Below are 15,162 nucleotides of genomic sequence, written 5' to 3' on the forward strand. Positions count from 1 at the left end.
CGACATGTCCGAAGAACGCCTGGCCTGGGGCTATGGCCTCGCCACCATGACCTACGACGGCACCACGCTGGATGTGTCCTACCCGTCGCCGTCGCTCGGCGAAACATCGGCCGGCGCCGAGCCGCCCGCCGAGCTCCGTGCTCTGGAAGCGGACGACCCGGACCGCGGCGTCCACCTGCGCGTGGTGCAGACCGCCATCGAACTCGACAGGCCTCCCGCCGACACCGCCGACGCCTATCTCCGGCTCCACCTCCTCTCGCACCGCCTCGTCAGGCCTCGCGAACAGAATCTCGACGGTGTCTTCGGAACCCTGACCAACGTCGTCTGGACCAACCACGGACCATGCCCCGTGGAGGGCTTCGAGGAGATCCGGCTTCGGTTGCGTCGCCGGGCACCTGTCACGGTTTATGGCATCGACAAGTTCCCCCGCATGGTCGACTACGTGGTTCCCTCCGGTGTCCGCATCGCCGATGCCGATCGGGTGCGCCTCGGTGCCCACCTCGCGGCGGGCACCACCGTGATGCACGAAGGGTTCGTCAACTTCAACGCCGGAACGCTGGGCGCGTCGATGGTCGAAGGGCGCATCTCCGCGGGCGTCGTGGTCGGCGACGGGACGGACATCGGTGGCGGAGCATCGATCATGGGGACGCTCTCGGGCGGCGGCAAGGAAATGATCACTATCGGCCAGCGCTGCCTTGTCGGCGCGAACGCTGGCATCGGCATCTCGCTCGGCGATGATTGCGTTGTTGAGGCGGGCTGCTATGTCACGGCTGGAACGAAAGTCAATCTTCCCGACAGCCGCGTGGTCAAGGCACGCGAGCTGTCCGGTCAGACGGGGCTGCTGTTCCGGCGCAACAGCGTGACCGGTGCCATCGAGGCGCTTGCCCGATCCGGCGACTGGGGCGGGCTCAACGCCGCGCTCCATGCCAACTAGACGCACCCCATGGGTCGTGTCGCACGCGTGATCCGAACCATCGCCGTGGTGGTCGTCCTCGGCCTCGCGCTCACGGCCGTGTTGATCTGGCAAGCGAGTGGACCGCAGCAGATCTTCGGGCCGCAGGAACAGTGCGTGGCCGAGGTCGACAGCCACGAGGCCCAGCTCGACGTCCAGCAAGCCGAGCATGCTGCCACGATCACCTCCGTCGCGATCGAACGCCAGCTGCCGGCTCGGGCGGCCACCATTGCGCTCGCCACTGCCTACCAGGAGTCGGACCTGTACAACATCGACTACGGTGACCGGGATTCGATCGGGCTGTTTCAGCAACGCCCCTCTCAGGGCTGGGGCACACCGGAGGAGATCCAGGATCCGGTCTACTCCGCCGGGGCGTTCTATGACGCGCTCGTCCAGGTCGACGGGTATCGCAACATGGAAATCACCGCCGCTGCGCAGGAAGTTCAGCGCAGCGGATTCCCGGATGCCTACGCGCAGCACGAGGACAACGCCCGTGCCCTCGCCTCAGCGCTCACCGGCTATTCACCGGCAGCGTTTCACTGCCAGTTCCGCATGGAAACCATCGCCGACCTGCCGGCAGAGGGGATGGGCGACGACGGCCTCACGGCTCGGGCCCGCGAGGTGCACGACGAACTGCTCGAACGCTTCGGCGAGCTCGAACTCGGCGGATTCGAACCTGGTGGCGTGAACTCCGGGCACGTCGAGGGCTCAGCGCACTATGACGGGCGGGCTATCGACGTGATGCTTCGCCCGCACGATGACGCCGAAGTGAACCGGTTCGGATGGGCGATCGCGCATTGGGCGGTCGCGCACGCACAGCGCCTGGGAATCGCCACGGTCATCTACGATGACCGGATCTGGACGGCGCGACGGTCGAGCGAGGGCTGGCGGTCCTACGAACATCCCTCGGGAAACACCGAGAATCCGACACTGCGGCATCTCGATCACGTGCACATCGACGTCGTCGACAATGGTTAATTGTTACATTAGCTGCCCGACCTCGACGCGCGAGCCATTGTCACCCGCGCATTGGCTGCGAACTGCCCGGCGAGGCTGATCGTCCACATCGCGCGGCAGCTCCATCTTCCGTGACCACTACTCTGTGACACGATCTAGTGGTACCTTGTGAGATAAGGTAGTTCCACGCCAGGGGAAAGGACATGGTCACGGACGGGTTGACCGAGATGCTGAGGGGCACCCTGGAGGGCATTGTCCTGAAGCTGATCGACGCCGAGGAGACCTACGGGTACGCCATTACCCGTCGGCTGAACGAACTCGGTTTCGCTGACCTCACCGAGGGGACCGTTTACACCATCCTGCTGCGATTGGAGAAGCGTGGGTTAGTGGACGTTTCGAAACGACCATCCGAGGTAGGCCCGCCACGCAAGTTCTACGCGCTCAACGATGCGGGGCGTCGTGAGCTCGCGACGTTCTGGGCGAGATGGGACTACTTGTCGTCACGGATCGACGAACTCAAGGAGAGCTGAGCATGAACTTCTGGCAGAAGATCACGGGGAGCGACCTGACCAGAGACTGGCAGGCTTTCGAGGCCCGTGCCGCGGCACTGCCCGACGACTACCGGCTCGCATGGGAGCAGATCAAGGCCCATCTGATGCCGCGCGCCGACTTCACCGGGCGCAACCTGACCCCAATCGTCGACGGGATCCTCGGGCTGCTTGAGACCACGGCGGCCGACGGCCAGAGCGCCGCGGAGGCGTTGGGAGATGACATCCCTGGCTTCTGCGCGGCACTGGCAGGGGAAGAAGGTGCGAAGGACTTCCGAGACAAGTGGCGGGCGCAGTTGAACAGAAACGTCGCCCGCAAACTGAGCCAGCTGGGAGGCTGACATGAGCATCCGGGACATCATTGAAGGCAAGCGGCAGTGGCGGGCGCACATGGCCCGGGTTAAGGCGCTGCCGCCCGATTACCGGGTCGTCTACGAGGAAATGCAGAAGTACCTGTTCAAGGTCGGACCGGTGTCGTTGACCGATGGCAACCTGCTGTCTGAAATCGTCGACTTCTTCGAGAGCGGGGTCGCCTCAGGCAAGGACGTCATGGAACTAATCGGCCCCGACGTCGCCGCCTTCTGCGACGGCCTCATCGGCGACTCGCCAACGCATGCCGACGTCTACCAGGAGTCGATCCGCAAGAAGTCCTGACGACGAGTGAACTAGCGCTGATCGTTTGCCCGGGGCGTCATCGCATCGCGGTATTCGCGGGTGAGACGTCTGGGCCCGTCGCTGTGGGTAGCCATCCTCCATCACCCACCGCTCCGGAGCGAGCATCGGGAGCCGCGCACTACCGTCGTCGCTACGCGCGTGTAGCACGAGCGCTCCCGGTTCCGCGCAGCCGGTAAGCTGGTGCGCGATGAACCAGCAAACGCCCCCTCCGCCGCCACCGTCGGACTCGTCCGGCGAGGGCAGCAGCTCTGCGCCCCCTTCCGGCTCGACGCCCGGGCAGCAACCGGCACCCACCACGTCGCCCGGGTCCGGTTCCAGCGCCAGTGGCTGGAAGGTCGCCACCGCCCTGACCGCGGTCATGGCCGTGATCCTGACCGGCACGGTCTATTTCTTGATGGACCGCCAGATCAACAGCCTGGAAGAGGACCTCGAATCCACGCGGGCGGAGCTTGCCGAGGCGGAGGAATCGGCCGACGACCCGCTCGGCGGCCTCGCCGATCTCTTCGGCGATCTGGGAGAGTCCGGCGACCTGGGTGACCTGGGCGATCTCGGTGACCTGCTTGGCTCGGACGAGCTGGGCGGCAGCGATCTTAGCGGGCTCGATCCGATCCTCCTCGAATGCCTGTCCCCCGATCTCGGGTCGGGCCTCGGTGGCGAGGGCTCCATACCTGACGCGGACATCGAGACGCAGGTCGAGGCCGTGCGAGACATCCTGGAAGACGAGCGTGGCCTCGTATCTGACGGAGACCTCGACATCGAGTTCGTGTCCCAGGACGAGGTGCAGCAGCGCGTCGTCGAACTCACCGAGGAGGAGCTCGACGAGCAACTGGCGGAGGCCGATGCGCGGCTGCTCGCTGCGCTCGGTGCCGTCGAGCCGGGCGCCGACCTGGTCGACATGCAGCTCGATCTGCTCGACGCGGGGGTCGGCGGTTTCTACAGTCCGGAGACCCGCGAACTGGTCATCGGATCCGAGGAGATCGACGGCATGGGAGCCTACATCACCTCGCACGAGATGGTGCACGCTCTCGCCGACGCCCAGTTCGGCCTTCCCGACACCACCGACGTGGCCGAAGCGCGAGGATCAGACGCCGCATACGCCGCGCTCAACGCCATCGAAGGCGACGCCACGCTCTACGGCCAGATGTTCATCTCCGATCACCTCCCGATGGACGAGCTCCTCGCGCTCGATGCGGAGTCCGCGCACACGGCCGAGACGATGGAGGCATTCCCCCACGTCCTGCAGCGTGACCTCGAATTCCCGTACATCGAGGGAATGGCCTTCTCCTGCGATCTCTACCTCGACGGCGGATGGGAGGCCGTCAACGAAACCTACAGCGAGCTGCCCACCACGAGCGCCCAGATTCTCTTCCCGGACCGGTACCGTGCCGGTGAAGGCGCGGTCGAGGTCTCCACACCGCAGGGTCCTTCCGGCTGGGAGGAGCTTCACAATGACACGTTCGGGGCGGCCGACCTGCTGTTCCTCCTCGAGGCGCCCGGCGACGATCCGGAGGCGGCGCTGGATGACCCCAAGGAACGCGTCCGGGCCTGGGCAGGCGGCGAGAGCACCGTCTGGGACGGAAACGGCGAGACCGCGGTCAGCGTGGTCCTCGCCGAGCACGAGGAGGGACCGGACCTGTGCCAGACGATCGTCGACTACTACGGTGCGGCCTTCCCCGACACCACGGCAGCCGACGACGCAGGTGACACCGTGTTCGAAGGCGACGATCACGTGGGTATCGTCAGCTGTGCGGACGGTGAGGTGGCGCTTGGTATCGCGCCCGACGTCGACACCGCACGCGAGGTGCTCCCGTAGCCCCGCGCCGCACGCGTGACCCCTGACAGGAAGGCGCGACGCACCCGTGTCGATGTCACTCGGCAGCGACGTGGGAGGTCATGCTGCCAGGCGCTCGGCCGCGGCGGCGACTCGCTCGTCGGTCGCGGTCAGCGCCACTCGCACGTGCGAACGTCCCGCGGGTCCATAAAACTCGCCCGGGGCCACCAGGATGCCGCGTTCGGCCAGCCAGCCGACGGTATCCCAGCACCCCTCGTCACGGGTCGCCCACAGGTACAGCGCGCCCTCGGAGTGCTCGATCCGGAATCCCGCACCGACCAGGGCGTCCCGCAGGATGTCGCGCCGTTGCCGGTAGCGCTGCCGCTGCTGATCCACGTGCTCGTCGTCGTCCAGGGCCGCAGCCATGGCCGCCTGCACGGGTGCGGGCATCATCATGCCCGCGTGCTTACGCACCTCAAGCAGCTGCCGCACCATGCTGGGATCGCCGGCCACGAACCCGGCCCGATAGCCAGCGAGGTTCGACCTCTTGGACAGCGAATGCAGGGCGATGACGTTCTCCACCGTTCCGCCGTTGACCTCGGCGTGGAGCACGGAGCTCGGTGCCGCCTCCCACCCGAACTCGAGGTAGCACTCGTCGGCAGCTACCAGCGCGCCGTGCTCGCGGGCCCAGCTCACCACCTTGGCCAGGTGTTCTGCCGGAAGAATGCGGCCATGAGGATTGGCTGGCGAGTTCACCCACACCAGGGCGGGCCGTTGCGGCCCCAGCGCGACGAGCGAGTCCACGGCGACCGGGCTGGCACCGGCCAGCCGGGCACCGATGTCATACGTCGGGTAGGCCAGCTCGGGATGGACGACGACGTCGGCCGGGCCGAGACCGAGCAGCGTCGGCAGCCACGCCACGAGTTCCTTCGTCCCGATCGCGGGCAGCACGCCCGTCTCGGCGTCGATCGAATCGATGCCGAATCGGCGTTTCAGCCAGCCCACGGCGGCCTCGCGAACGGCAGGCGTACCGAGAGTCGTGGGATACCCGGGCGCGTTGCTCGCCGCTGCCAGCGCATCGCGGACCACGGCCGGCGTCTCGTCGACCGGCGTTCCGACCGAAAGGTCGACGACGCCGTGCGGGTGAGCCTGCGCGCGTTCCCGATACGGAACCAGCGAGTCCCACGGGAACCCGGGCAGGCTCACGCCACCCGGCACGTCTCCTACTCCCCGTGATCCTGCGGCGGAAGCGCAGACACGAGCGGATGATCCTTGTCTATGGCTCCGAGCTTGGCCGCACCACCGGGCGAACCCAAATCGTCGAAGAACTCGACGTTCGCCTGGTAGTAGTCCTTCCACTGCTCAGGTACATCGTCCTCGTAGAAAATTGCCTCAACCGGGCAGACCGGCTCACACGCTCCGCAGTCGACGCACTCGTCGGGGTGGATGTAGAGCATCCGCTCACCCTCGTAAATGCAGTCAACTGGGCACTCCTCGACGCAAGCCAGATCTTTCAGATCAACGCACGGCTGCGCGATGACGTATGTCACGGCGGTCTCCTCCAGACGGGTCGTGGCGCATGTACACGCCCTGCACCCTCTAGTATCGCGTTGCCACCCTAGAACGATGCAACGAAGGTCAGCCTATGAGACAGCGCCCCTCTGATGCCCACCCGGACCAGCTCGTGGGCCGCCGCGTCGTCCTGCGGTATCGTCTACACGGTGAAAGCCATGGCGCGACAGACGTACTCGGCATGCTCGAATCCTGGCAGGATGGTTCGCTCCGGGTCCGGCCGGCCGGTGGTGACGTCCTGACGGTGCCCGACGACGACGTCATCGCCGTCAAGGCGATCCCGCAGCGCCCGGTTACCAAACGCGACGTCCGGGACCTCGAGTCGGCGGCCACCCGAGGTTGGCGCGCACTCGAATCGGAACACCTCGGTGGATGGCTCCTCAGGGCTGCCGACGGTTTCACCCGCCGCGCCAACTCGTGCCTGGTTCTTGACCATCCCGAACGACCACTCGATCAGGCGATCGCCGAGGTCGAGGACTGGTACCGGCAGCGAAACCTCTCCCCGGCCTTCCAGTTATGCGGGCAGCTCGGCTCCGAGCTCACGCCGCTCCTGGACGCGCGCGGGTGGTCCCGAAGCGAGGATGTCCTCGTCCTGACCGCATCCAACGACGACGTGCGAGCCGGCACACGACACGAGCTACCCGCAGCTCAGATCGCCGAACGCCCGGACGAGGCATGGCTACGTGCGTACCACTACCACGGCACACCGCTGCCGTCACACGGCCTCGAGGTGCTCACCAACGCCGACACGGTGGCTTTCGCCTCGGTGCTCGAACACGACGACACCGTGGCGATCGCTCGCGGTGTCGTCACGGAGGCTCCGAGCGGGCGCCGGTGGCTCGGCGTCTCGGCCGTCGAAGTGAAACCGCACGCCCGCCGACGCGGGCTGGGCAGTCATGTTGTCGCCGAGTTGGCCGAATGGGCGGCCGGGCACGACGTGCACGACGCGTACCTCCAGGTTGTCGAGGACAACACCGCCGCCCAAGCGGCCTACCGCAAGCTCGGCTTCGGCGACCACCACACGTACCATTACCGCCAGGCGCCGTAGCCGCCGCCGGCGTCAGTCGTCGTCGCCCTCGCCCTCGGGACCGTCCGGGTCGGGACCGCACACGACCTTGTGATTCGGGTTGTACGTCCAGGGCTCGCTCTCGTCCTTGACCAGCTCACCATCGGGACCCCAGACCTTGCGGAACGAGGTGATGCTGAACCCGTTGCTGCCTGCCTGCGGCTCGCAGTCAGCGCTCGTATCGTAGATGGTCCGCGGCGAGGTGAAATCGCGTCGCTCCGAGACCGACATCTCGACGTCGAAATGCTCCGTGCTCCAGAGCCGAACGGTGATACTGCCCTGGTTCCGGCCGGCGCTCGGTGTGACGTTCGCATCGATCAGCACACCGTACGGTGTGTCGTTCTTGAATCGCAGATCCTTGGCACCCCAGGCGACGGTGGCCTCCTGCGCCACCGGGTACCTGCTGAAGTAGATCGAATGCGGCCAGTGCTCGACATCCTCCAGGCCGGCCTTGAAGGCAGCGTGGAAGAGTGTCGTCGCGACCTGCGAGACGCCACCACCCATGGCGTCTTCGAGCCGGCCCCCGCTGATGATGGTCCCCGACGTGAACCCGTTGGACTCCGTGCGCTCTCCCACGGTGTCGTTAAGACTGAACTCGTCCCCCGGCAGCAGCAACGTGTTGTGGACGAGCTCGGCCGCCCGGCCGATGTTCACATCCCGGTACTCGGCCGGCGGGAAAGTCGTCGTGAACTCGGCCACCACTTCCTCCACGCCGAGCTCCTCCATCTCCTGCGTCGTGTGCTCCGGATCGACCTCCGTCAGCTCCACCTCGGCCCGGCGGTCCGTGCCCTCCTCGGTCAGCGCGAGCAGCACCTCCGAGCCGAGCGAGTTCGGATCGATACTCGTCCCCGGCTCGGCCGGGACGATCGTCGGCGAACCGTTCTCGATCCGAATGGTGGCGTCCTCGCTCTGCTGACCGATCTGTTCCAGCTCGTCCCGGGCGACCTCGGCGAGCTTCTCGCCGTCGAGATCCGGCTGCAAGGTTCCATTCTCGTTCGGTGTCATACGCAGCGCCTCACCGATGAGCTCCGGCGCCACATCCACGCTCGAATCCCCCGACTCGATGGTGACCGGCGCAGACATGGCTGGCTCGGCGAACTCGGAGAGCGCCGTTTCGACCTCCGACTCCGTCACATCGGGCTCCACGTCGTCGACGGGGATGGTGAGCTCGTCGATCGGCACCTCGCGGGCGTCGTCCCCGAAGAATGCGGACGAGATGATCTCAACCGCGCCGTCGACGTCGAGCGAGCGGCCGGTCTCCGGATCCGAGGTCACGATCTCGCCCTCGTCGAAACCCACGGTTGCATCAACCGGCTCGGTGTCCGTCTGGTCGGCGATCGCTTCCAGAGAATCGCGCAGCGCATCCTCATCTACCGCGGGCACCGGCTCGACGTCGTCGCCTCCAAACAGCGCCTGAACGAGCGAGACGGGATTGGCGCTTCCGCCGGGAATCGTCGAAATGGTCGCGGCGATGTCGACATCCAACCCGGCTTCCGAGGGGATGACCTCGAAGGTCGAGTCCGTATCGCCTAGATGCAGATGGATCGGTTCGTCGATCACCTCGGGAAGCTCTGCCTCCAGGCGCTCTCGCGCCTCGGCCGGGTTCAACCCGCCCACGTCGATGCCTGCCACGGACGCGTTTTGCGCGAGCTTGTCACCGGACACCGCGTAGGCGACGCCGTAGAGCGCGCCCAGGAGGATCACCACCACACCGATAGCGATGAGCGCCGGCCGAATTCGTCGTGCCGGAGAGCCCGGATCTCCCGAATCGGCGCTGTCCGGCGGCACGGGCGGCGCGTCTGGCGGCGCAGCCGCGGGAGACGATGCCATCGCTGCCGGCTGACCCGCTGACATCGCTGCCGGCTGAACCTCCGGTGCCTCACCTGCCAGCGCATCAGCCGGCGGCACATCGGCCGACGGGGCTGGCGGCGTATCAGCCGACGCGACCACCGTAGGCGCCATATCCGCTGCCGACGCATTCGCCGCAGGCGCCGCCGATGGCGTCACCTCCGGTTCGGGCGCCGCAAATTCTTCGGTGGGCTCCTCGCTCCCGGCCGGTGCCGGATCCCCGGACGGCGCGGGCTCCCCGGACGGCGCGGGCTCACCGGACGGCGCGGGCTCACCGGATACACCGGACTGCGCGGACTCCGCCTCGGTCGTTTCCCGGACGGCCTCCTGCCGCCGCCGTTGAGCTAAGGTCGGGGCCGGAAACGATGGCCCCGCAGGGTCATCGTCACCGTCCACGGTGGATTCCTCGTCGCCCAGCGACCGAGGCCTCCGCAGGTCATCGACAGACTCGTGCCCATCCAGGTGAGCCGGGTCACCATTGCCGGCCGCACCGTCGTCGTCGCCGGATTGCTCCGGCGCAGTGTTCTCTTCGGGCGAATCACCCGAGCTCGATCTGGTATCGGTCACGTAGCTGCATACCTAACATTCAGATGAATCACATACGTCCGGCGAGAGATCGTCACTGACGATGTATGTTACTCGACCCCCTGCGGCAATATAGCCGCTTTGTCGCATGAGTCAATTCCTGGCTTGACGGGCGTCACCGCTCTCGTCTCGCCCCGAGACCCAGCGTGACGGCCCACGCGACAACGCCACCCAACAGGAAAGACATGCCTGTCGGGTCACCAGCGATGAGCACATCTCCCGTAGAACGCGGCTGGGCGAGCACCAGCACGGGCGCCATCCACGCCGCCCCCGCCACGGCAATCCCCCATCGCGAGTGTGCGACCTGCCGCACGAGGAAACACAAGGCCACGACCGCCACGATCGCCAGCACCAGACCCGCGGGGCTGGCCCAGCGGTGGAAGAACACGCCGGACACGGCTACCGCCACCGCCACAAGCACGAAGAAGGTCAGGGCCAGCAGGTGCAGGACACGCCTGCCCAGGCAACGGGCATTGCGGTGAGCGTGGCCACCGACCTCGTCGTCCCCGTGTTCGGAGGCCACCCGCCGAACACGGGGCTCACCCGTAGGCCCGGCTCCCCGAAAGGTCATATGCCAAGGCCGGCGAACAGATCACTTTCACAACCCGTCTCCGGATCAACCGGCCCGGCCATCCCGTGGACCAGGCGATAGTGCTCCGAGCCCCAGATGGCCTGCCCGATATTGTCGGACAGGGCGAAGAACGGGCCCTCAACGTCGATCTGCGTCGGATAGGAGCGCATCGCGGCTATCTTCCGCTCCACCCACGACGACCCGTCGATGATGGCCGTGATGTCCGCGTCGTCGACCACGAACCCGAGCTCGTCGGCAGATTCGACGTTTCCGAACGGGCCCTCCGCGGCGTCCTTCATCAGGTCGATTCCCCGCTGGACTGCACTACGCGGCATGGCGGACCAGTACACCTTCGCCACTCTCCACGCCGGGCCGAGATCACGCCGATAGCTCTCGACACCGGCCAGGATCAGGGCATACATGGCGACCCGGTGCGCCTGAATATGGTCCGGATGCCCGTAGCCACCGTTCTCGTCGTAGGTGACCATCACCTGCGGGCGGACCTCACGAATCACCTCAACCAGGTGATCGGCCGCGGCACGCAAGTCGGCCGCCCAGAAGCTGTCCGGACGCACATCCCCCGGGGCCTGGGCCCGGCGGCCGTCCTCACCCCACACCATCCCGGAGTCACGGTACCGGCCCGGCCCACCGAGGAAGCGGTAGTCTTGCACGCCCAGCTCGGCCATGGCTGCGGCGAGCTCCTTGACCCGATGTTCGCCCAACCGGTCTTCCTGGTCCGGTGCCAGATGCGCGAGCTCCGGCACCAGGATCTCCCCCTGCTCTCCCTGCGTACAGGTGACCAGCGTGACGTGTGCGCCGTCAGCTACATACCGTGCCATCGTCGCTCCGGTGCCGATACTCTCGTCGTCCGGATGGGCGTGCACCAGGAGCAGGCGCCGTGTCTCAGTCTCGACCATGTACGCCACGATAGCCGCGGCCGCCGACAATCTCCCCCACCACACCCACCCTCACCCGTCCCTGAATGATCATGTTTGGTACGTCTTCTCCGGCCGTGACACGTCTGCAGTCGTGGTACGGCCCGAGAAAACCTACCGACCCTTGGGGCGAGGCGGGTGGAGGGCGCGGCGCACGGCGTCGCCCAGCAGGACGAAGGCCAGCACCGTCACCGACAGGAACGCGCTGGGGAACACGATCATGTGTGGGGACTGCCGGACGTAGGCCTGCGCCTCGCCGATCTCGACGCCCCACGACACCACCGGCGGCTGCAGACCGATCCCGATGAACGACAGCGTCGCCTCCACGGCGATGAACGTCCCCACCGCCACCGTTGCCCAGGCCAGCACCGGTGCGATCGCGTTCGGCAGAACGTGGCGCCGCAGGATCGCCCAGTGCCCGGCACCCAGCGACCGCGCAGCGTCCACGTAGTCGGCTTCCTTCGCCTCGATCACATCCGCTCGCATGATCCGGGCCACGGTGGTCCAGCCGAGCACCGTGATCGCCAGCACCACCTTCCCCGTGGTCTGCCAGGCGGGTGTGGTGACATCCGAGGGGAAAGCCACGAGGACGACGAGTGCGCCCAGCAGCAGCGGGATACCGAAGAACACGTCGGTGATCCGCGATACCACGGCATCGACCCACGAACCGAAGTATCCGGCGACCGTGCCCAGGCCACCGCCGATCAGCACCACGAGCGTCGTGGCGAACACGCCGACGACGAGCGACGCTCGCGCTCCGTGGATGGTGCGCGAGTACAGGTCGCATCCCTGCAAGTTGTAGCCGAAGTACGCGCCGTCTCCCGGACCCACGCGGGAAAACGCCAGATCGCAATCCATCGGATCCGTGCTGGTAAACAGGCCGGGCGCAAGCGCCATGAGTGCCAGGACCGACAGGATCACAGCGGCCACGTAAAAGGTCGGCTGGCGGCCCAACCGCGTCCAGATCCGCCCACGCCGTGTGTCACTCATGCCGGATCCTCGGATCGAGCAGAGGATACAGCAGGTCGACGACGAGATTGATGATCAAGAAGGCGAGGACCAGCATTGTCACCGTCGCCGTCACCGTTCCGATTTCGCCGTCGCCGACGCTGCGTAGCAACAGGTCCCCGATGCCGTTGATATTGAAGATCATCTCGACGACGACGGTGCCACCCAGCAGCACTCCCAAATCTGCCCCGACCAACGTCGTCACCGGAATGAGGGAGTTTCGCACGCCGTGCGCGACGACGACCCGGCGTGGAGCCAGGCCCTTGGCCTGTGCCGTGCGTACGTGGTCGGCTTGCAAGGAAGCGATCATGCTCGAACGCATCACGCGCGCCACGACCGCCACCGACACGCTGCCCAGCACCACGGCGGGAAGGATCAGCGAGAGGAGGCTGCCGTCGGACGTCACGGGAAACCATCCGAGCTCGACACCGAAGAACGACTGCCCGAGCAACGCCAGCACGAACATCGGAATCGCCACGACAATCAGCGTGCTCACCAGGATCGCGCTGTCGAGCAGGCCACCTGGACGCAGCGCCGCGAGCACGCCGGCAGTCACGCCAAGAATGATCTCGAACACGATCGCCAGACCTGCAAGCTGCGCCGTCAGCGGAAGCCGCGAGAGCAACTCGTCGGCGACGGGAACTCCGGCGAACGTAGTCCCGAGGTCCCCGGTGAACACGCCAGCCATGTACTTGACGTACTGGACCACCAGTGGATCACTCAGGTTGTACGCCTCGGTCATGCGATCGACGTAGCTTTGCGGGCACGCGCGATCGCCACATCGTCCCGCCAGCGGATCGCCGGGAAGCGCCCACATCATCGCATAGATGAGGAATGTCGCTCCCAGCAGCACAGGCACGAACTGCAGCAACCGCCGCAGGACATACCTACGCATACACACCGGGGCGCCCTCGATCCCTCATCTGGCACACGATCCACACCTGGCAATACCAAAGAGACACATGTACGGAAGCGATCCTCTAGTCGTCGTCGAGCCGGACGCTCAACAGATCGACCGTCTGAAACGGGGTGATCTTGACGTTCTCAACCCGGGTCGAATATCCGGCGACGATCGTGCTGTACCAGAGGGGAATCGACGGCATCTTCTCGACCAGGAGCTCTTCAGCTGCCTTGTACTTCTCGAGGGCGTCCTCACCCGACAGCGTGGCAGCTTCGGCCACGAGCTCGTCGAACTCGGGGTTGTGATGACCCGCATCGTTTCCGGCGGCATCGGTGGCATAGACCGGAGCGAGGAAACTCTCGATACTCGGATAGTCCGCATTCCACGAGTTGCGGAACATCCCCGTCATCTCGTCCGCGTTGATCTGCGAACGGAAGGTTTTGAAGTCGGGTACCGGCTTGCCCACACACTCCACGTCCAACGCGTCACTGATGCTGTGACACGTGGCTTCCACCCAGGCCCTGTTGTCACCGTCGGCGTTGTACGAGATCGTCAGCGCGCCATCGTAGCCACCGGCCTCGTCGAACAGATCACGGGCCGCGTCCGGATCGTATTCACAGTATTCGCCACAGACATCCGGCCGGTACCCTTCCACTCCCGGCGGCACCCAGCCGGTGGCTGGATCACGACTGCCGTGGAAGATCGCATCGATGATCGATTCCCGGTCGATCGCCATCGAGATGGCCCGCCGCAGCCGCGGGTCGGACAACGAGGGATCGACGGACTCGGGCGGGAACATGATCGTGCTGACCGCTAGCGCCTCCTCACGAACATATCGATCACCGAGGTCGCCCTTGTAGGTGCTGTCGGCAAGTGCCGCGGACGGCAGATAGGGCATGATGTCCAGGTTGTCTGCCTGAAGATCGTTGTACGCGGCCGTGTCGTCCCGGTATATCCGGAAATTCACCTCATCCACCTGAGGTTGAACCTCTCCCCGATAGCCCGGAAAAGCGCGCAGCCGGATGTCGACGTTCCGGTTCCAGTCGACCAGCTGGAATGGGCCGGATCCGACGGGATTCTCGCCGAATTCCTCCGGGTTGTCGAAAAAATGTTCCGGCAATGGCGCAAATGCGACGTAACCCAGACGTAAGGGAAATGACGACTCCGGCCGGGATAGCGTTACCTTAAACGTCATATCATCGATAATCTGCAACCCAGACATTTCGTCACTCTCGACCATATCCGGCGTGATCTCCTCGTCCGAATCGACCTCGTCACTCGGCTGAAGATCAGCGTATCCTTCGATGGCGCGGAAGTAATACGAGTTCAGTGTTCCGTTCGGCGCATAAGCATTCCAATTCCATGCGTTGACGAAATTGTGCGCCGTGATCGGTTCCCCGTTGTGGAACGTCCACCCGTCCTCAAGGGTGATCGTCCATGTACGGTTGTCATCCGATTCGATCGACTCGGCGATCTCGTTCACCGGTTCGCCAGTGTCCGGCTCGTATCTGATGAGCATAGAGAAGAGCTGATTGACGATCTGCCCCCCACACGATTCCATGGTCATCCCAGGTATCAGCGGATTCTCCGGACTGCATCCGCGCACCGCGATCTCCTGGCGAGCCTGACCGGACTCTCCCTCATCATCGACGCCGCACGCGCTCAGCGCGAACACCGCGCCGGCGACGAGCACCATCACCGCGCAGCGGGCCGACGAACCCATCGTGCGCCTCCTCGTGTCTGCCCTACACGCAGGACGACAGGTTACGGTAT

The 15,162-nt window shown here is 65.8% G+C and carries 15 protein-coding genes; 7 read left to right on the plus strand and 8 right to left on the minus strand.

Going from position 1 to position 15,162, the window contains the following annotated elements:
- Positions 1-4 precede the first annotated feature (4 nt).
- From dapD to DPM12_RS10275, 6 genes are all read left to right on the plus strand, one after another.
- The gene (gene dapD, locus DPM12_RS10250; RefSeq protein WP_112258211.1) at positions 5-934 is read left to right on the plus strand and encodes a 2,3,4,5-tetrahydropyridine-2,6-dicarboxylate N-succinyltransferase; all 930 of its coding nucleotides are present in this window, start codon (positions 5-7) and stop codon (positions 932-934) included.
- Positions 935-943: 9 nt separating this feature from the next.
- Positions 944-1,930, plus strand: a complete 987-nt coding sequence (locus tag DPM12_RS24120) for a VldE C-terminal domain-containing protein (RefSeq protein WP_112258212.1) — start codon at positions 944-946, stop codon at positions 1,928-1,930.
- Positions 1,931-2,112: 182 nt separating this feature from the next.
- Entirely contained in the window at positions 2,113-2,439 is a 327-nt protein-coding gene (locus tag DPM12_RS10260) for a PadR family transcriptional regulator (RefSeq protein WP_112258213.1), read from the plus strand.
- A gap of 2 nt (positions 2,440-2,441) precedes the next feature.
- The gene (locus DPM12_RS10265) at positions 2,442-2,798 is read left to right on the plus strand and encodes a DUF1048 domain-containing protein (RefSeq protein ID WP_112258214.1); all 357 of its coding nucleotides are present in this window, start codon (positions 2,442-2,444) and stop codon (positions 2,796-2,798) included.
- A 1-nt stretch (position 2,799) separates the two neighbouring features.
- Positions 2,800-3,111, plus strand: coding sequence for a DUF1048 domain-containing protein (locus DPM12_RS10270; RefSeq protein WP_112258215.1), 312 nt, complete (start codon positions 2,800-2,802; stop codon positions 3,109-3,111).
- A gap of 208 nt (positions 3,112-3,319) precedes the next feature.
- On the plus strand, positions 3,320-4,945 hold the full coding sequence (locus DPM12_RS10275; protein WP_123788559.1) for a hypothetical protein: 1,626 nt from the start codon (positions 3,320-3,322) through the stop codon (positions 4,943-4,945).
- A 78-nt stretch (positions 4,946-5,023) separates the two neighbouring features.
- Here the strand turns inward: DPM12_RS10275 and dapC are convergent, their stop codons facing one another.
- Together dapC and fdxA are read right to left on the minus strand one after the other, a co-directional pair.
- Positions 5,024-6,121 carry a succinyldiaminopimelate transaminase gene (gene dapC / locus DPM12_RS10280; RefSeq protein WP_245951244.1) on the minus strand — a complete coding sequence of 366 codons (1,098 nt, stop codon included), beginning with the start codon at positions 6,119-6,121 and terminating at the stop codon, positions 5,024-5,026.
- 5 nt (positions 6,122-6,126) lie between these two features.
- A complete protein-coding gene (fdxA, locus tag DPM12_RS23580) occupies positions 6,127-6,453 on the minus strand; it encodes a ferredoxin (RefSeq protein WP_112258218.1) in 327 nt (108 codons plus the stop codon).
- A 95-nt stretch (positions 6,454-6,548) separates the two neighbouring features.
- Between fdxA and DPM12_RS10290 the strand changes: the two genes are divergently transcribed.
- The gene (locus DPM12_RS10290) at positions 6,549-7,523 is read left to right on the plus strand and encodes a GNAT family N-acetyltransferase (RefSeq protein WP_211658772.1); all 975 of its coding nucleotides are present in this window, start codon (positions 6,549-6,551) and stop codon (positions 7,521-7,523) included.
- Positions 7,524-7,535: 12 nt separating this feature from the next.
- Here the strand turns inward: DPM12_RS10290 and DPM12_RS10295 are convergent, their stop codons facing one another.
- From DPM12_RS10295 to DPM12_RS10320, 6 genes are all read right to left on the minus strand, one after another.
- Positions 7,536-9,956, minus strand: coding sequence for a VanW family protein (locus DPM12_RS10295; protein ID WP_112258220.1), 2,421 nt, complete (start codon positions 9,954-9,956; stop codon positions 7,536-7,538).
- 133 nt (positions 9,957-10,089) lie between these two features.
- Positions 10,090-10,497 (minus strand): DUF6113 family protein, encoded by a 408-nt coding sequence (locus DPM12_RS10300; protein WP_112258221.1) that lies wholly within the window; start codon positions 10,495-10,497, stop codon positions 10,090-10,092.
- Positions 10,498-10,541: 44 nt separating this feature from the next.
- Complete coding sequence (gene mshB, locus DPM12_RS10305) at positions 10,542-11,462, minus strand: N-acetyl-1-D-myo-inositol-2-amino-2-deoxy-alpha-D-glucopyranoside deacetylase (protein WP_112258222.1); 921 nt, start codon at positions 11,460-11,462, stop codon at positions 10,542-10,544.
- Positions 11,463-11,594: 132 nt separating this feature from the next.
- Positions 11,595-12,470 (minus strand): ABC transporter permease, encoded by an 876-nt coding sequence (locus DPM12_RS10310; RefSeq protein WP_112258223.1) that lies wholly within the window; start codon positions 12,468-12,470, stop codon positions 11,595-11,597.
- Positions 12,463-13,383 carry an ABC transporter permease gene (locus DPM12_RS10315; protein ID WP_112258224.1) on the minus strand — a complete coding sequence of 307 codons (921 nt, stop codon included), beginning with the start codon at positions 13,381-13,383 and terminating at the stop codon, positions 12,463-12,465. Before DPM12_RS10315 ends, DPM12_RS10310 begins: the two co-directional genes overlap by 8 nt.
- 85 nt (positions 13,384-13,468) lie before the next feature.
- Positions 13,469-15,112 carry a peptide ABC transporter substrate-binding protein gene (locus DPM12_RS10320; RefSeq protein ID WP_112258225.1) on the minus strand — a complete coding sequence of 548 codons (1,644 nt, stop codon included), beginning with the start codon at positions 15,110-15,112 and terminating at the stop codon, positions 13,469-13,471.
- Between the last annotated feature and the right edge of the window lie 50 nt (positions 15,113-15,162).

This window comes from Phytoactinopolyspora halophila (assembly GCF_003287285.1).
Classification (GTDB): domain Bacteria; phylum Actinomycetota; class Actinomycetes; order Jiangellales; family Jiangellaceae; genus Phytoactinopolyspora_A; species Phytoactinopolyspora_A halophila.